The sequence below is a fragment of the Cardiobacteriaceae bacterium TAE3-ERU3 genome, from assembly GCA_019218315.1.
GTDB lineage: Bacteria > Pseudomonadota > Gammaproteobacteria > Cardiobacteriales > Cardiobacteriaceae > JAHUUI01.
In genome coordinates, this window is sequence record JAHUUI010000004.1 from 65,056 (window position 1) to 81,923 (window position 16,868).

At 51.1% G+C, this 16,868-nt stretch carries 16 protein-coding genes; 8 read left to right on the forward strand and 8 right to left on the reverse strand.

Annotated features, from left to right (window positions below):
• The first annotated feature begins 6 nt into the window (after positions 1-6).
• On the forward strand, positions 7-1,137 hold the full coding sequence (dnaJ, locus tag KRX19_08790; GenBank protein ID MBV7435117.1) for a molecular chaperone DnaJ: 1,131 nt from the start codon (positions 7-9) through the stop codon (positions 1,135-1,137).
• Between the two features lie 205 nt (positions 1,138-1,342).
• Complete coding sequence (locus KRX19_08795) at positions 1,343-2,347, forward strand: lipoate--protein ligase (GenBank protein ID MBV7435118.1); 1,005 nt, start codon at positions 1,343-1,345, stop codon at positions 2,345-2,347.
• Positions 2,348-2,601: 254 nt separating this feature from the next.
• Here the strand turns inward: KRX19_08795 and KRX19_08800 are convergent, their stop codons facing one another.
• Positions 2,602-3,459, reverse strand: a complete 858-nt coding sequence (locus KRX19_08800) for a YicC family protein (protein MBV7435119.1) — start codon at positions 3,457-3,459, stop codon at positions 2,602-2,604.
• A gap of 106 nt (positions 3,460-3,565) precedes the next feature.
• Between KRX19_08800 and rph the strand changes: the two genes are divergently transcribed.
• From rph to KRX19_08830, 6 genes are all read left to right on the forward strand, one after another.
• A complete protein-coding gene (rph, locus tag KRX19_08805) occupies positions 3,566-4,288 on the forward strand; it encodes a ribonuclease PH (GenBank protein MBV7435120.1) in 723 nt (240 codons plus the stop codon).
• A gap of 8 nt (positions 4,289-4,296) precedes the next feature.
• On the forward strand, positions 4,297-4,890 hold the full coding sequence (rdgB, locus tag KRX19_08810; protein ID MBV7435121.1) for an RdgB/HAM1 family non-canonical purine NTP pyrophosphatase: 594 nt from the start codon (positions 4,297-4,299) through the stop codon (positions 4,888-4,890).
• A 222-nt stretch (positions 4,891-5,112) separates the two neighbouring features.
• Entirely contained in the window at positions 5,113-6,147 is a 1,035-nt protein-coding gene (locus KRX19_08815; protein MBV7435122.1) for a methionine ABC transporter ATP-binding protein, read from the forward strand.
• Positions 6,128-6,784: an ABC transporter permease gene (locus KRX19_08820; GenBank protein MBV7435123.1), complete on the forward strand. Its 657-nt coding sequence runs from the start codon at positions 6,128-6,130 to the stop codon at positions 6,782-6,784. The genes KRX19_08815 and KRX19_08820 overlap by 20 nt, the downstream gene beginning before the upstream one ends.
• A gap of 22 nt (positions 6,785-6,806) precedes the next feature.
• Positions 6,807-7,589 carry a MetQ/NlpA family ABC transporter substrate-binding protein gene (locus KRX19_08825; protein MBV7435124.1) on the forward strand — a complete coding sequence of 261 codons (783 nt, stop codon included), beginning with the start codon at positions 6,807-6,809 and terminating at the stop codon, positions 7,587-7,589.
• A gap of 50 nt (positions 7,590-7,639) precedes the next feature.
• Complete coding sequence (locus KRX19_08830) at positions 7,640-8,425, forward strand: MetQ/NlpA family ABC transporter substrate-binding protein (GenBank protein MBV7435125.1); 786 nt, start codon at positions 7,640-7,642, stop codon at positions 8,423-8,425.
• A gap of 177 nt (positions 8,426-8,602) precedes the next feature.
• On the opposite strand, the gene KRX19_08835 is transcribed toward KRX19_08830, so the two are convergent.
• The 7 genes from KRX19_08835 to KRX19_08865 form a co-directional block, all read right to left on the reverse strand.
• A complete protein-coding gene (locus KRX19_08835) occupies positions 8,603-9,040 on the reverse strand; it encodes a DUF2147 domain-containing protein (protein MBV7435126.1) in 438 nt (145 codons plus the stop codon).
• A 136-nt stretch (positions 9,041-9,176) separates the two neighbouring features.
• Positions 9,177-9,779 carry a CDP-alcohol phosphatidyltransferase family protein gene (locus KRX19_08840; GenBank protein ID MBV7435127.1) on the reverse strand — a complete coding sequence of 201 codons (603 nt, stop codon included), beginning with the start codon at positions 9,777-9,779 and terminating at the stop codon, positions 9,177-9,179.
• Positions 9,772-10,416 (reverse strand): ATP-binding cassette domain-containing protein, encoded by a 645-nt coding sequence (locus KRX19_08845; protein ID MBV7435128.1) that lies wholly within the window; start codon positions 10,414-10,416, stop codon positions 9,772-9,774. The genes KRX19_08840 and KRX19_08845 overlap by 8 nt, the downstream gene beginning before the upstream one ends.
• Positions 10,416-12,026 carry a hypothetical protein gene (locus KRX19_08850; protein MBV7435129.1) on the reverse strand — a complete coding sequence of 537 codons (1,611 nt, stop codon included), beginning with the start codon at positions 12,024-12,026 and terminating at the stop codon, positions 10,416-10,418. Before KRX19_08850 ends, KRX19_08845 begins: the two co-directional genes overlap by 1 nt.
• Before the next feature lie 54 nt (positions 12,027-12,080).
• Positions 12,081-13,274 (reverse strand): ABC transporter substrate-binding protein, encoded by a 1,194-nt coding sequence (locus KRX19_08855; protein ID MBV7435130.1) that lies wholly within the window; start codon positions 13,272-13,274, stop codon positions 12,081-12,083.
• A gap of 95 nt (positions 13,275-13,369) precedes the next feature.
• The gene (locus tag KRX19_08860) at positions 13,370-14,440 is read right to left on the reverse strand and encodes an FAD-dependent oxidoreductase (GenBank protein ID MBV7435131.1); all 1,071 of its coding nucleotides are present in this window, start codon (positions 14,438-14,440) and stop codon (positions 13,370-13,372) included.
• Entirely contained in the window at positions 14,437-16,572 is a 2,136-nt protein-coding gene (locus KRX19_08865) for an FAD-dependent oxidoreductase (GenBank protein ID MBV7435132.1), read from the reverse strand. Before KRX19_08865 ends, KRX19_08860 begins: the two co-directional genes overlap by 4 nt.
• Positions 16,573-16,868 lie beyond the last annotated feature (296 nt).

Genomic DNA, 16,868 nt, shown 5'->3' on the forward strand with positions numbered 1-16,868 from the left:
GCGATTATGGCAGACAAAGACTTATACAAAATACTCGGCATCAGCAAAGGTGCTTCCAAAGAGGAAATCAAAAAAGCCTACCGAAAAATGGCGGCCAAGCACCATCCGGATAGAAATCCCGGTGATGCAGAAGCAGAGCAACGCTTTAAAGACGTCAAAAAGGCCTATGAGATCCTCTCAGACGACCAGAAACGCGCCGTCTACGATCAGCATGGTTTTGACGCTGCTAGTGGCAACGGACCAGGAGGCTTTGGCGCAGGTGGCTTTGGTGGCGGCAACTTCAGCGATATCTTTGGTGACGTCTTTGGTGACATATTTGGCGGTGGCCGACAAGGTGGCCAACGACAAAACCGCGGTCGTGACCTCGCTTATGAATTAGATTTATCACTTGAGGAAGCTGTCGCAGGCTGCGAAAAAACGCTGCGCATTCCAACTCAGGTAGCCTGTAAGCAGTGTGATGGCAGTGGCGCTACAGAGAAATCCAGTAAGCGCACTTGCCCAAGCTGCCAAGGTGCTGGCCAAGTACGCATGCAACAAGGATTCTTTTCTATTGCACAGACTTGCCCGAACTGTAAAGGCAAAGGTCAGCTGATCGAGAATCCATGTGACCGTTGCCACGGCGACGGGCGCGTACGCGAACAGAAAAACCTCACCGTCAGCATTCCAGCTGGTGTTGATACCGGAGACCGTATCCGCTTATCTGGTGAAGGTGAAGCTGGTGAAAATGGTGCGCCGTCCGGTGACTTGTTCGTCGAAGTGCGCGTACGCAAGCACGCCATCTTTACTCGTGAAGGCGACGATTTGCATTGTGAAATGCCGATCAGTTTCGTCACTGCGTGTCTTGGTGGTGAACTTGAAGTCCCTACCCTCTCAGGCCGCGTTAACCTGACCATCCCAGCCGAAACGCAAACCGGCAAAACGTTCCGCTTGCGCGGCAAAGGTGTCAAGTCGGTACGCAGCCGTAGCGAAGGTGACCTGTATTGCACAGTCAATATAGAAACACCTGTCAAACTTTCTTCCAAACAGAAAGAATTGCTTGAAGAATTCGGCAAGACTATTGAAGAAGGCGGTAACCGCCATGCACCGAAGGAAAAAGGCTTTTTTGACAGCGTCAAGAGCTTTTTCGACAATCTCTAATTATTCTGACTATCAAAACCGCCCGCAATGCTCTAGGCATTGCGGGCTTTTTAGTTTATAAAGACAAAAAAATTAGAGGTGATGAACAGGATGCCCACAAAATTCATACATCACTTTGGTATTGTGTCTTCACTTGCCACGTATGGAGTGTGTGGGATATTGGCTATAGCAACACATCAAACTTCTGCATGAAAAAGGGATTACCATGTATTTTGTCGATAACCAAAACCACTATGACGCCAGCACCAATATTGCGCTGGAAACCTATCTTGTTGAAAACCGCCTTGTCGATGAACCTATCCTGCTGTTTTACATAAATGATCCATCGATTATTATCGGGCGCAATCAAAACACCATCGAAGAAATCAACCGCGAATACGTCGGGGAGCACAACATCAATGTCGTGCGCCGGATGTCCGGTGGTGGCGCGGTATATCACGACCGCGGCAACCTCTCATTCTGCTTTATCAAGGATGATGATGGCTCATTTCGCGACTTTAACAGCTTCACCCGACCAGTGATCGAAGCCCTACACCATATGGGCGTCAATGGCGCTGAATTGCGTGGGCGAAACGACTTGGTAATCGGTGATAAAAAGTTTTCCGGCAATGCCATGTATGTGCAAAAAGGTCGCATGACCGCACACGGCACCATCCTCTACGACAGCGACCTCGATGTCGTCACCGAAGCACTCAAGCCCGCCCAAGAAAAGATCATTTCCAAAGGTATTAAATCCATTCGCAGCCGTGTCACCAATATCAAGCCACACATGAATAAAAAGTGGCAGCAGATCAGCACAGAAGAATTGCGAGATCAGCTGTTGCTGTATATTTTTGGGGTAGAAAAGCGTGAAGATGTCAAAGAATACATCTTGACTGAGGAAGATTGGGCAGCTGTTGAAAAAATCCGTGCTGAACGCTTTGCCAACTATGACTGGAACTACGGACGCTCGCCCAAATTTGAGCTTCAGCGGCGTAAAAAATTTGACGCTGGCTTGGTCGATATCCGCCTTAACGTTGAAAAAGGCCACATCACCGACCTGAAAATCTACGGTGATTTCTTCGGCCTCGGTAACATCGCCGACGTTGAGCAAGCCCTGATTGGCACAGCCTATGAGCGTAGCCACATCGAGCAAGCTTTACAAGGCATAGACGTACAAAAGTATTTTGGCAACATCAGCGAGGAAGAGCTGGTCACGCTAATTTATTAAGCCTTTCTACAGCCCTCTGCCAAATAGATACACCTTAATATTTACATATAGCTGAACGATTTTAAATTTCATACAAGGCGCTGGGCACCCACGAAAAATACTAATGTATTTTTCGTGGGTGCCCGCATTGGCGCGAGCAGTACAACCAGTACGGTAAGACAATAAACGCTGTATGCGATTTATAAGGTGTTTGGCTATAACGTATCTACTTTGCAAGGGCGCTCTATAAGATCAGATCAAGCGGCTAATCCGGCTTACTCAATGTTTTGCACCTGCTCGCGCATTTGCTCAATCAACACTTTCAGGTCAACCGCTGCACGGCTGATCAACTGATCGCTGGACTTAGAACCCAGCGTATTCGCCTCGCGGTTAAACTCCTGCATCAAAAAATCGAGGCGACGGCCAATCGATCCTTTCTGCGCCAAGGTTTTCCGCGTTTCTGCAACGTGGAAATCAAGGCGATCAATTTCTTCAGCAACGTCCGCATGCGACAGCAAATAAACCAGCTCTTGCTCAAAGCGCTGTTGATCGATCTCGATCTGGAGCACCGCAATCTTATCGCGCAAATCCTGCTCAATTTTTGCCTGCACCTGCGGATAATGTGCGCGCACCGCCGCGACTTGCTCTGCAACGCTATCAAGGCGCTCATTGATCGCGCTTGCCATCGCCTCACCTTCCGCCGCGCGTACACGCAGCAACTCATCAACAGCCTCGGCAAAAACAGCCATAATCGCTTCATCATCTGGTAAGCCAGCCTCACTGCTGTCATTCAGCACCCCTGGTAATTTGAGTAATACCGACCAATCCGGCTTACCAAGGCTCTCGTAACGGTGCGCTTCAAGACGCTCGATCCACATTTGCAGCACGCTCTCATTCAGTGATGGCAACGCTGCCTGCCCTGCTGCTTCCACGGTTAACCAAAAATCAACCTTGCCACGCTTGAGCATACGCTGTAATCGCTCACGCATTGGCGCTTCCAAATGACGCCAATGTTCGCCGATACGTGGTGAAAGTTCCAGATAACGGTGATTGACCGAGCGGACCTCGACCTGTACACGGTAATCCCCGATCTGCTGATATACGCGGGCAAAAGCAGTCATACCATGGCGCATGTTATTTCCTCAAAGCAAAAGCGACATCATAACATTGCCGCAACCTAACCCACGTTGAAACCAGCTTACATACTGTATAATGCAGCAATTTTTGGGAGAAAACAGTATGCGCCCATCCAAACGCGCCAATGACCAAATGCGCCCGGTCACGATCGAAACTCAGGTCAATAAATACGCAGAAGGCTCGGCACTGGTTACTTTTGGCGACACCAAAGTCCTGTGCACGGCAAGCATCGACGAACGTGTACCACCGTTTTTGCGCGGCAAAGGTCAAGGCTGGGTCACCGCCGAATACAGCATGCTGCCACGTGCGACTCACGAACGTACCGTGCGCGAATCTGCCCGTGGCAAACAGCAAGGCCGTACCATCGAAATCCAGCGCTTGATCGGTCGTTCACTGCGTGCCGTGGTTGATCTGCGTGCACTTGGCGAACGCGCCATCACCATCGACTGCGACGTCCTGCAAGCTGACGGCGGCACCCGTACCGCAGCCATTTCCGGCTCATTTGTTGCGCTCGCTGAAGCCGTGCGCACCCTGATCAAGCAAGGCAAACTCAAGCAAAACCCACTGCATGGTCAGTTGGCTGCTGTATCCGTCGGTATTTATCGCGGTGAAGCCGTGCTTGATCTCGAATACGCTGAAGACAGCGAAGCCGAAACCGACATGAATGTAGTCATGAATGATGCTGGCGCATTCATCGAAATTCAGGGCACAGCTGAAGGCCATGCCTTCCGTCGTGAAGAAATGAACACCATGCTCGATCTTGCTGAAAAAGGCGTACAAGAAATCATGGCCGAGCAGCGTCGTGTATTAGGGCTAAATCAATGAACCAAAAAATGATTGAGTGCGTACTGGCCAGCGGCAATCAAAAGAAAATCAAAGAACTCGGCGCGATACTCGCCGGGTTCGGCATGGAAGTTATTCCGCAAAGCCAATTCAACATCAGCGATGCCGATGAAACTGGCACAACGTTTGTTGAAAATGCGATCATCAAAGCACGCCACGCCGCACGGCTCAGTGGCAAGGCAGCGATTGCTGACGACTCAGGCATTTGTGTACCTGTGCTTGATGGCGCACCAGGCGTCTATTCTGCACGTTACGCCGGTGAACACGGTGGTGATGAAGCCAATAATGCCAAACTACTCGCTGAGCTTGATGGCAAATCTAATCGCGATGCGTATTACGTCTGCGTGATTGCCTATCTACGTCACGCTAATGACCCATTGCCTCTGATTGCGCAAGGGTTGTGGCATGGCGAAGTACTGACAGCAGCACGCGGTGATGGCGGCTTTGGCTACGACCCACTTTTTTTCCTCCCCGAGCACGGCTGCACTGCGGCTGAGCTTGATGCCGATGAGAAAAACCGGATCAGCCATCGCGCCATTGCCCTGAGCCAATTACAAAAAATGCTCAGCGGCGAAATGCACTAACTATGCACTTTACTCATGTTGTTATGCAAAAAAGGCATAAGCAGCGCTGTTGACCGCATCGCTCAATCATCGTAAGCTACCCCCTAGCGCTGATTTGTTCCCGGATTGCTGGCGCTATACTGAAGAAAGGCTAAAAGGGATATTCAAAAAAGCAATATGCTTTCCTTCTTCAGTTCCAGCAATCCGTGCAATCAGTATCATTCATACAAGCATGACGGAACGATGATTAAACTTTCCAACATCAGTAAAACATACACCCACAAGGGCAAGACCATCCATGCTCTGCGCGGCGTTGATCTTGACGTACAGGCTGGGCAAATTTATGGCGTGGTCGGGCAAAGTGGCGCCGGCAAAAGTACCTTAATTCGCTGCGTAAACTTGCTCGAGCGCCCAACCACTGGCTCAGTATTCGTTGACGGCAAAGATTTAACCGCAATGAACGATCGTCAGTTGCTCAAGGCACGCCACGACATCGGCATGATTTTCCAACACTTCAACCTGCTTTCTAGCCGTACGGTATTTGACAATATCGCACTGCCGCTTGAGCTGATCGGCACACGCCGCAAAGTAATCAAGGAAAAGGTCAAATCGTTACTCGCTTTGACTGGCCTTGAAGACAAAGCGCGCCACTATCCGGCGCAACTGTCCGGCGGCCAAAAGCAGCGCGTCGCGATCGCCCGCGCACTCGCCAGTGATCCAAAAGTACTGCTTTCAGACGAAGCAACTTCTGCGCTCGACCCCAAAACGACCGAATCCATTCTCGAATTGCTGCGCGACATCAACGCCAAGCTCGGCTTGACCATCTTGATGATCACCCACGAGATGGAAGTAGTGAAAAAGATTTGCCACCGCGTCGCACTGATCGAAGGTGGTGAACTGGTCGAGAGTAACGACGTCGATGCGTTCTTCTCTAATCCGCAGTCCGAACTGGGCCAAAAATTCGTCGCGCAAATTCAGCAATTTGACCTGCCGCCGCTTTACGCCAATCGCGTCAAGCCACAAGGTAGCCATCCGCTAGTCAAGCTCGCCTTCCACGGCGACAACATTGAAAAGCCATTGCTATCGCACCTGACCCGGGCATTTGATCTCGACGTCAGCATTATTCAGGCAAAAATCGAGCACATTCACACCAGCAACATCGGCTTGCTGATCGTCGAACTCGAAGGCACACCTGAACAAAATGACGCAGCTATTGCCTATCTGCGCGAACAACCGATTGAACTGGAGGTACTCGGTTATGTCGAGCCAACTCTTTAATATTTTACTCAGCGCGACCGGCGATACACTGTATATGGTCGGCGTCAGCGCCCTGCTCAGCGCCCTGTTTGGTATTCCACTCGGCGTGGTTCTCTACATCACACGCAAAGGCAAATTCTTTGCCAACCCGTGGATCAACTATCCGCTCGGCACGATCGTCAACATCGGGCGCTCGATTCCGTTCATTATTTTGATCCTCTACATCATTCCGTTTACCAAGCTACTGGTTGGCACGTTTATCGGCAATACCGCCGCAATCGTACCCCTTACAATCAGCGCGATTCCGTTTGTTGCGCGTATGGTTGAAGGCGTACTGATCGAAGTACCCGGTGGCCTGGTCGAAGCTGCGCAGTCAATGGGTGCAACGCCAATGCAGATCATCAATAAGGTGCTGCTTGCTGAGGCGCGTCCGGGCATCATTAACGCCATGACCATCACCATTATCGGCCTGATCGGTTACTCGGCAATGGCCGGTGCGGTCGGTGCAGGCGGTCTCGGTAAAGTCGCCATTTCTTACGGCTACCAGCGCTATAACGTTGAAATTATGAACTATACCGTCATCATCCTTGTTCTGATGGTGCAAGGCGTACAAAGTCTCGGCGATTTCCTCGCCAAACGTGCGGACCGCCGCAGCTGATTCATCAATTGAGGACATAACCATGAAAGCACTCACCACTATCGTACTTGCTGCACTCACGCTATCAAGCCTATCGGCACAGGCTGATCCATTTCGCGTCGGCGGCATGAGCGGTAAAGAATCCGATCTGCTTTACGCCGCACAAAAAGTGGCCAAAGAGCGCTACGGACTCGACGTCGAAGTTGTCGAATTTTCCGATTACTTCACCCCAAATGCCGCACTCGATGAAGGCTCAATTGACGCCAATGCCTATCAGCATGAGCCTGGTTTGCGTGCGATCATGGAATCACGTAACTTCGACTTTGTGCCGGTTGGAAACACCTTTGTTTACCCGATTGGCGCGTACAGCCACACCATCAAGAGCATTGACGAACTCAAAGACGGCGCAACCATTGCCATCCCCAATGATCCATCAAACAGCGCTCGTACCCTTATTTTGATGCACGAACACGGTCTAATTAAAGTCAAGGACCCAAGCAACCTCACTTTATCTGTACTCGACATCACGGAAAACCCGCATAACTACGACATCAAAGAAGTCGATGCGGCTCAATTGCCACGTGTGCTAGACGAAGTTGATATGGCATTCATCAACTCTAACTACGCCGTCGATGCTGGCTTACAGCCTACCAAAGACGCTGTTTTGCGCGAATCCGAGCAATCACCTTACGTCAATATCATCGTCGTGCGTACAGAAGACGCTGATAAAGATGAAGTTAAAAAATTCGTTCAGGCATATCAAAGTGACGAAGTAGAGCAAGCTGCTGATGCAGCATTTAAAGGAGCCGCCGTCAAAGGCTGGTAACCAAACACTTAACCAACACACTATTGTTCATTTACTATCAAGGAGCATTTATGAACGCTTTTAAAACACTATCACTGGCCATTGTTGCCGCACTGAGTACTTCAGCTTTCGCTGCTGACGCATTCAAAGTCGGCACCATGAGCGGCAAAGAAGCCAACCTCGTCTATGCAGCCAAAGACGTTGCCAAAGAGAAGTTCGGCCTCGACGTTGAAGTCGTAGAATTCGACGATTACGTCACCCCAAACATCGCTTTGGCTGATGGCTCAATTGACGCCAACGCATTCCAGCACGGCCCATACCTTGACGCAATGGTCAAAGAGCGCGGTTTTGATCTGGTTGCAGTCGGTAACACCTTTGTCTACCCAATCGGCGCGTACAGCAACAAAATCGAAAACATCGAAGACCTGCAAGACGGCGCATCAATTGCCATTCCAAATGACCCTTCAAATGGTGCACGTACGTTGATCCTGATGGACAAAAGTGGCCTGATCAAGCTCAATGACAACACCAACCTTGAAGCATCTGTGCTCGATATCGCTGAAAATGAGCACAACTACGACATCAAGGAAGTTGACGCAGCCCAGCTGCCACGCGTCCTTGACGAAGTAGACGTTGCGTTCATCAACTCAAACTACGCCGTTGACGCAGGCTTGACTCCGACTGACGACGCAATCCTGCGTGAAGACGAAGATTCACCATATGTGAACCTGATCGTTGTTCGTGCTGGCGATGAAGACAAAGAAGCGGTCAAGCAGTTCGTTGAAGCATACCAAACTGAAGCAGTAGAAGAAGCTGCTGAAGAAGCATTCAAGGGTGCTGCGGTCAAAGGCTGGTAATTCATAGCTGAGTACCCTAAAACTTCATACAGCGTTGTGCTATCTAGCCGTACTAGAGTACTGTCTGCGATAGCACGCCTTGTATGAAATTTAAAATCACTCAGCTATATAAGTCGTATAAACGCAAAAAAGCTGCGGCAAATGCCGCAGCTTTTTTATGTCATCAAGCAAATAAAATTACTTGATGCGCTTCCACGTCTGAGTACGGCCAAGCAATGAAAAGCCGAGGTAACCGCGCAATTCCAGCGTCTGCCCATCGTCAGACAGCTCTGCTTTCAAGCTATAGGTTTTGCCACTTTGTGGATCGAAGATCTCACCGTCATCCCATTCATTATCACCATCAGGCAGCAGCCCCCATAAAATCGTCATCCCTTCGATGGGTTTACCTTTTCTGCTGCCATCGCATTTCTCACAAGTCGCACCCGGCTTCTGAATCAATTTGACGACCTTGCCAATCAGTTCGCCACTCGGCAGCTGCGTAATTTGTACAATGGCTTTTTTCGCGCCAGAATCTTCATCAAACGTCTGCCACTGACCAGCCGGTGAACCTTGCGCCCATGATACAGCCGTAGCAAATACACCGACCATTGCAGCAACCATCCATTTTTTTAACATGTTATCTCTCCGTTATTAAAGGCGAGTTATTGTAAGGCACAGATAATAAAAATCCAACAAACAGACACTTCTCACAACCCTCTGATATTGGTTATTGCCCCGGCTAATAACATGGAGGATAAAAGCGCTACTCTCACTACAAGGTTTTTACACCAAAGGTTACTCTCACGATCGTCGTCATCATACACATCGACGCATAACCATAAGCCAGCGCTGCAAACCATTGTGGAAAGATGCACATCAGCACGAAGCAGGCAATAGTTTCCGCCCCCTCCGTCAGCCCCCCAAGATAGTAAAAACCCTTATTCGGATAATCGAGGCTGGCGAGCTTTTGCTTTTCAGCCATGATCGCAAAAGCGAGAAAGCTGCACCCAGTGCCAAAAAAGCTGAACAGCAGCACTGCGGCCGGCAAGGCATTGTGCAGCGGATCAGCAAGGGCAAAGCCAAGTACTACGCCGGCATAAAAAATAAAATCAAGCGTAATATCGAGAAACGCACCCTTATCCGTGACGCCATTCAGGCGCGCCAGCGCGCCATCCAGACTGTCGCCAATGCGGTTAAGCAATATAAACACAACCGCCAGCCAATAGTGCTGTGTAGCTATCAGCACCACTGCTACTGCGCCACAGGCGAAGCCAGCCCATGTCATCATATCTGCCGAAACATTGGCGCGCTGTAAGCGCCGTGCGGCGGCCTGACGATAGCGTTCACTGTGGGTAATAAGGAAGTGGTCAATCATGATAGCCATCCTGATTCAGGTGAATAATGCGCCCATTTGCCGGTACATCCTGCGGATCATGACTGACCATCAATACCGGTATATCAGCCTGCGCAATGTGCGCAAAGACAAATTCACGGAAACGGCCGCGCAAGTCGTGATCGAGGGACGAAAAAGGCTCATCGAGCAGCAGCGCTTGTGGTTCGCACAACAGCGCGCGCAAGACGCTAACCCGCGCTTGCTGCCCGCCAGACAGCGTTGCAGGATCTCGGTGATAAAAGTCGCTCAGTTCGGCCTGTGCCAATGCAGCTTTGGCACGTTCACGGCGCTGGCTTAAACTACCGTACCGCCCAGGGATCGCGAGCAATAAGTTCTGCCCGACGCTCAGATGCGCAAACAGCAGTGGCGCTTGCAGCAAAATCGCCATACGCCGCTGCTCGGTTGGTAAATGGTCGCGGCGCTCATCGTTGAGCCACAATTCACCATCGCCGCGCAAAGCCTCCGGTAATGCGCCAATCATCCAATTGAGCAAGCTCGATTTACCGCTGCCCGACGGCCCCATCAACGCCAAGACCTCACCCGCCGCAACGCGGAACGACAGTGGCGCAAACATCGCTTTATCGTCGCGGTAAATTGCCGCATTTTTTACTTCCAACATTAATCCAGCTCCCGCCTTTTACGCCCAATCCACAAGCTGATCATCAATAATCCGAGAAAGACCAGTGCAGGCAATAGCCACTGTACAAAAGCCTGCACCGCTTGTGCGCGCAGATTCCCCCCGCTGGCAAGTGCCACAGCTTGTGTGGTCACAGTGTGAAAGCGCCCTGCACCGCTGTATAGCGTCGGTAAATATTGCGCAACGCTGACCGAAAATCCGATCGCACATGCAGCCAGTACCGGACGCACCAGTAGCGGCCAGCGCACCAGCAATGCCAAGCGCCAGCTATACAACCCCAAGCTGCGCGCAATAAGCTGCAAGCGCGGATCGAGATGCTGATAAGCCGGCGCTAGCACCAGCAGCATGTATGGCACGACCCACAGCAAATGCGTCCACACCACGCCGATAAATGTACCGTCCAAGCCTATGCGCAAAAGTAAATCATACTGCCCGATCACCAGCGGTAAAGCAGGCAACAGCAGCGGCAACCACACCAAGCGATTAAAGCGTGCCATACCTGCATCGAGCCATAGCATCAGCAGTAGCAATGCGATCAATGTTGAGCACACAGCGAGGTTAAATGTGGTTGCCAGCAGCGACCAATCTGCGTGTTGCCAATTAGCCAACGTCCACGTTTTTGGCAATAAAGCCGGATAGAACCACGCTCCTGCCAACGACCACAGCAGCAAGATCAGCAGAACAGCAATGCCACTGCCATTTAATAGTATTGAAGTCAGCCGCCCTGCCCAACCCAATCGCCAACTGATGCGCCGCCCGGAAAATGGGAACAGCGTACGGCGTAATACTTGCCAAAGTAACCACGCGCTACTGGCAAAAGCGATCATCAGTAACACCAATAAAAACATCGCGGTCATGCCCATCTCACGCATCACTGGTGAAGAATGATTGATCCACTGCCACGCCAGCACCGCCAAAGTGGGCGGATTATTCGGCCCGACCAGCAAAGCAATATCGACCACCGCGATTGAATACGCGGTCGTCGCCAGCAATGCCCAACCCATACGCGGCAATAATTGTGGCACTAACACGAATACAAACGCCTGCAAGCGCCCGTAGCCCATGCTGCGCATCACCAAGAGTTGACTATGCAATCCTTGCTGCTGTAGCTGTGCAGCAGCAACCCAGAGCAAAAACCAGCTTTCGCGCAGTGCCAGCACGATACCCAAGCCGATACCATTCCCATCACGCATATCCGGCCACACACTGCGCCAATCAAGCCCAACTGCATACAGCACACGCACCAGCGTACCACTCGGCATCCATAGAAAGAACAAACCAACCGCAAAGGCGATATGCGGCAAAGCGAGAAAAAACGGCAAGCGCCGCTGGTGGCGCTGCCAACGCTGACCAGGATAAAACGCCAGTAACACCAACAAGCAAATCAGTAGCGCACCGCTATTGGATACCAGCGTAGAAATCAGTGTCGCGATCAGCGCTGGCGCGAATTGATTATCTGCAAACAATGCTGACCACGCCCCCGCATGCGACACTTGCCACAAGCCATAGACCATTGGCAAGCACACCACTGCCATGGCTATACCCGCCACCGCAATCAGAGGCTTACGCTTCAAATCGTATTGAGTAAACACATTGCGCAGCAAAATGGCTTTCTCATCTTTTGTGCTTATGCTGCACAAAAGAACCTATGACGCGCCATAGCGCTGAGTCCACTGTTCGCGCAGCCAGTCCATCCACGCCGCATTTGGCTCACTGATGACCGGGACTTGTGACGCTTCAGAGGGTGACGCCGCTTTTAAGGCCGCCTGTTCCCCACCTTCAAGCTTATTCGCATCGAGAACCGTCGGATCGCCCCACACACTGACGTCCGCTTTATGCGCCTGAGCCTGCGGCGAAAGCAGGAAATTGGCCACGACCATTGCGCCATCAGCATTACTCGCATTGCGCGGGATAGCGACGAAATGCACATTACCAATCATGCCGTCCGCAAAACCAAAGGTATAGACCGACTCCGGTAACTTACCACTCTGTACCTGATTTTGCGCATGCAGCGGATTAAAGGTAATCGACATGGCCAGCTCACCATCACCAAGCATGCGATCCATTTCGCTGGGTGACGTCGGGAATGCTTTGCCCTCTCGCCACAGTAACGGATGCAATTGATCGAGATACGCCCAAAGTGGCGCTGTTAAAGCTTCCGCGTCAGTATCTTGTGGCGCTTGCTCAAAAGCTGCCGGATCTTCGGCCAACGACAGCATCAGCTGCTTGAGGAAGGTTGTGCCGGTAAAATCTGGCGGGCGAGGATAGCTCAGCATGCCTTGATGGTCTTGTGCGTAAGCCAGCAAAGCTTGCGGGCTGGTCAGCGGTTCTGCGAGGGTATCGCGGTTGCCGATAAAGGTCAGCTGTGCGCCGCCCCACGGGGCTTCCGCACCATCGGTTGGCAAGGAAAAGTCCTTCTCAACCGGTTTGCTCAAGTCGACATACTGCCAGTTCGGCAACTGCTGCGCCCAGCCCTCAAGCAACAAGCCCTGCTTTTTCAGTGCCGCGAAGTTCTCACCGTTAATCCACACCAAATCGACCGAACCATTATCAGCCTTACCTGCGGCTACCTCGGTTTCGATACGGCGAATGGTGTCCTTAATATCCGAAATCGGCACCACTTCGAGCGTCACGCCGTACTGATCTTGCACCTGCTCTGCCGCCCAAACGAGATACTGATTGGTCGCTTCGTTGCCGCCCCATGCGTTGAAGTAAACCGTCTCGCCTTTGGCGTGTTGTAGAACATCATCCCAGTTAATCGCTGTATTTTGCGCTGTTGCTGCCATACTTGTCACAAGGCAAGCCGTTGCCAACAAGCCCTTTTTCCATACTTTCGTCATAAATCCCCCATATGGTGTTATTTTTCCATGAAAACAATTAGACGTAATATTGCCGGAAAATCTTACAACAGCTTTTATAAAATCCCAGTCAATCATTAAGCCTGCATACTACGCAAATACTGATTGTCGAGATAATTTTTCCACCACCCACACCAGCGGCCTTGTGCGCTGTAGCCACGCCACGACATAAATGCGCCGCCTTTGCCGTCAGCAAGCAGTGCCAAGGCGTTGGGTTGTGGGGAGTATTCAAGCAATGGCTTGCCGCTTAATGCGTGAGACAAGTTTTCAGCAAGGATACTCCCTTGGCGCACCGCATAAACGCCGCTTTTATCTGCACCACTCAAGCTGGCGCAGTCACCGGCGGCAAAGACATTTGCGTGTGAGATGCTTTGCAAGGTCGAGCGAATACGGACAAACCCTCTATCATCAAGCGCCAAGCCACTATTGCGATAAAAAGGCTGCGCAGCTGCACCTGTGGTAAGGATAAAGCAGCTAGCATTACTTATCTTTTGCTGATTTACGTAAGCGCCATCTGCTGCCAAATGGTTGATTGGTGCATGCTCGATCAAGGTAATACCGTTATGAACCAATGCTTTGCACACTTTCTCGCGCAAGTTGGCAAGCTGCTCGGGCAATATTTTGCCGCTACTGATCAAAGTTATATCGGGCATGGTTTGTGCCAACGCCAAAGCGAGTTCAACGCCTGCTGCACCGCCGCCAATCACGGCAATCGGCTCGGGCTGCTGTCGCCAATGCTCAATACCGGCAACAAACGCATCAAATGGTTTAACGCCAAGTACGTCCGTATCTGCTTCAATCTGTTCCGGCGTGCGCAATGCTGCACCAGTATCAAATGACACAACTCGCCCTTGCCAGGATCCGTTATCGCTGCTGATCAAACGTTGTGCGGCATCAAAGCCATGTACGCTACCTATCACCAATTCAATGTCGAGGCGCTGACACAGTGCGGCAATATCCACGCTGCAATCATCCAACTCGGCACGACCAGCCAGCCAAGCTGGCAAGCGCCCTGAATAGTAGCCGTGCGGTGAAGGCATGATCAGGGCAATTGTGCCAGTCGGCCGCTGCTGCTTGCGCAACCACTCACGCATTGCAACTAGATGCGCATGCCCACCGCCAATCAGTAGTAAATCAGCCTGCTTCATTTACCCAAGCGCCATTGCTGAAACTTTTCCAACCACTGCATGGTACGCGGTGATAAATGCGCTTTTTTCCACTCACCAGCGGCGTATTTATTGGCTTCACCATAGCTTGGGTATGGGCGAATAGTTTTGAGCAAGCTACCAAGGCCTTTACCGTTGTGTATCGCAGTGACGTAGTCATTGATCAGCTCACCAGCATGCGCGCCGACAATGGTTGCACCAAGGATGCGGTCATTCCCTTTGGCGGTGAGCACCTTGATAAAGCCAATGGTTGCGCCATCGGTAATCGCGCGGTCGAGGTCGTCCAGATCGTACTGCGTCACTTCATATTTAATGCCATCGACCTGCGCCTGCACTTCTGTCAGCCCGACTTGCGCAATTTCAGGGTCGGTATAAACCGTCCACGGCAAAGTGCGGTAACTGACGCGGAAAGATTTGAAGCTGCCAAACAGCGCATTGACCACCGCATGCCATGCCTGATGCGCAGCAGCATGAGTGAACTGATACGGGCCAGTGACGTCGCCAACGGCATAAATATGCGGCATACGCGTGGCAAGAAAATCATCAGTTTGCAGGGTAGCATTGTCACGCAATGCCAATCCCAAGGTTTCACGCCCCCAGCCGTCGACATTTGCCTGTCGTCCAGTGGCAAGCAGCACGCGATCATATGCCATTGTATGCTCATTGCCTTCTCTATCGCGGCAACGCAAGGTTTGTGCATCATCAAATGCCACAGTGTGATAGCCGAGGCGTACATCAACCCCTTCATCTGTTAATGCCTGCGCCAATAGTGCGCTGGTTCCATGATCAGCTTGTGGTAATAAATGCTCATCGCGCTGCACCAGCGTGACTTGCGAACCGAGGCGCTGAAATGCTTGTGCCAATTCGCAGCCGACCGCCCCGCCGCCAATCACCAATAAGCGCTGTGGCTGCTCACGAATCGTCCACACCGTTTCGCTGGTGAGATAATCTACTTGCTCGATACCGTCTATCTTTGGGATACGTGGTTTAGCCCCGGTGGCAATGATGATGGATTTAGCAGTCAACTTGTCGCCATTGACGGCAACCGTCCACGGGTCGAGTAGCGCTGCTCTGCCTTTGATAACCTCGACACCGAGCCGTTCATAACGCTCAACTGAGTCATGCGGCTCAATACGCGTAATTGCTTGCTGAACCCGATCCATCACAGCCGCAAAATCCACTTCTGCTGTGGCATTGCGCCAGCCAAGTTTGTCTGCTTGGCGTAAGGTTTGGGCAACACTGGCACTTTTGAGCAAGGTTTTCGACGGCACACAACCGGTATTGAGGCAATCACCACCCATCTCCCCCACTTCGATCAGCGTCACTTTGGCTTTGAGTACCGCGCCAATATACGCACTGACCAATCCGCCTGCTCCGGCACCAATCACAATCAGATGGCGATCAAACTGCTTGGGCTTTTGCCAACCTTTTAACACGCTACGACGCCGGTAAATATTAAGTATCTTTTTCGACAGTAGCGGCAATAAACCAAGCAAGGAAAAGGCGAACAACATCCGCGGCGAGACGATACCCGACAGTGAATCAAGCGTGGCAAAGGTACGGCCTGCATTGACGTAGACCATCGTCGCCGGCAGCATGCCGACAAAGCTGATCCACATGAATGTCCATGTACGCAGTGTGGACAAGCCAATTAACAGATTGACGATAAAAAACGGAAAGATCGGAATCATACGCAAGGTAAAGAGATAAAACGCACCATCACGCTCAATACCTTGGTTAACCGCTCGCCACTGCCGCGCAAAGCGGTGCTGCACTTTGTCGCGCAATACATAGCGGCTAAATAACATCGCCACAGTTGCGCCCAAAGTCGCACCACAAATCACCAGCAAACTGCCCAGCCACAAGCCAAATAGTGCTCCGCCAAGCAAAGTAAGTACCGTCGCAACCGGGATCGACAAAGCAGTCACGATCACATACAGCAATACAAACCCACCAACGGTCACTACCGGGTGTTTATCGACCAAAGCGTGCAAATTGCCCAGTACGTCCTGTAACGAAGCCAAATTGAGATAGCGTTGCCCAGCCCATAGACCTAATCCGAGCACAATAATCAGCAGCAACCATACGCCGTATTTCCTAACAAAATGCAACATCCCATGTACCTTTTTTGTCGTAGGAATAAAGAGCTGCGGATTCTACCACGCTACTTAAAGATCAAAACTATATATTTTTCAATGATAACGGCCTATAAAAATGATCAACTCATCTCGCATCATATAGCCTAAAGCGCCATTGCCCTGATGCAGATATATTGAACGAATATGAACAGGCGGTCACACCCGCCAAGTTTTTAATCAACATGCTAAAATCAAGTAATCAAAATTCCACATTGGTTTATAAAAATGAATCCAATTCTTCGCTCACTGGGTTGGCTACTGCTGGCCGGTGT

Excerpts from the sequence above, each read along its gene's own strand:
- KRX19_08825 (MBV7435124.1), top strand. The coding sequence starts at position 6,807 with ATGAAAGCACTCACCACTATCGTACTTGCTGCACTCACGCTATCAAGC.
- KRX19_08795 (MBV7435118.1), top strand. The coding sequence starts at position 1,343 with ATGTATTTTGTCGATAACCAAAACCACTATGACGCCAGCACCAATATT.
- rph (MBV7435120.1), top strand. The coding sequence starts at position 3,566 with ATGCGCCCATCCAAACGCGCCAATGACCAAATGCGCCCGGTCACGATC.
- dnaJ (MBV7435117.1), top strand. The coding sequence starts at position 7 with ATGGCAGACAAAGACTTATACAAAATACTCGGCATCAGCAAAGGTGCT.
- KRX19_08845 (MBV7435128.1), bottom strand. The coding sequence starts at position 10,416 with ATGTTGGAAGTAAAAAATGCGGCAATTTACCGCGACGATAAAGCGATG.
- KRX19_08860 (MBV7435131.1), bottom strand. The coding sequence starts at position 14,440 with ATGAAGCAGGCTGATTTACTACTGATTGGCGGTGGGCATGCGCATCTA.
- KRX19_08815 (MBV7435122.1), top strand. The coding sequence starts at position 5,113 with ATGATTAAACTTTCCAACATCAGTAAAACATACACCCACAAGGGCAAG.
- KRX19_08800 (MBV7435119.1), bottom strand. The coding sequence starts at position 3,459 with ATGCGCCATGGTATGACTGCTTTTGCCCGCGTATATCAGCAGATCGGG.
- KRX19_08865 (MBV7435132.1), bottom strand. The coding sequence starts at position 16,572 with ATGTTGCATTTTGTTAGGAAATACGGCGTATGGTTGCTGCTGATTATT.
- rdgB (MBV7435121.1), top strand. The coding sequence starts at position 4,297 with ATGATTGAGTGCGTACTGGCCAGCGGCAATCAAAAGAAAATCAAAGAA.
- KRX19_08835 (MBV7435126.1), bottom strand. The coding sequence starts at position 9,040 with ATGTTAAAAAAATGGATGGTTGCTGCAATGGTCGGTGTATTTGCTACG.
- KRX19_08820 (MBV7435123.1), top strand. The coding sequence starts at position 6,128 with ATGTCGAGCCAACTCTTTAATATTTTACTCAGCGCGACCGGCGATACA.
- KRX19_08840 (MBV7435127.1), bottom strand. The coding sequence starts at position 9,779 with ATGATTGACCACTTCCTTATTACCCACAGTGAACGCTATCGTCAGGCC.
- KRX19_08830 (MBV7435125.1), top strand. The coding sequence starts at position 7,640 with ATGAACGCTTTTAAAACACTATCACTGGCCATTGTTGCCGCACTGAGT.
- KRX19_08855 (MBV7435130.1), bottom strand. The coding sequence starts at position 13,274 with ATGACGAAAGTATGGAAAAAGGGCTTGTTGGCAACGGCTTGCCTTGTG.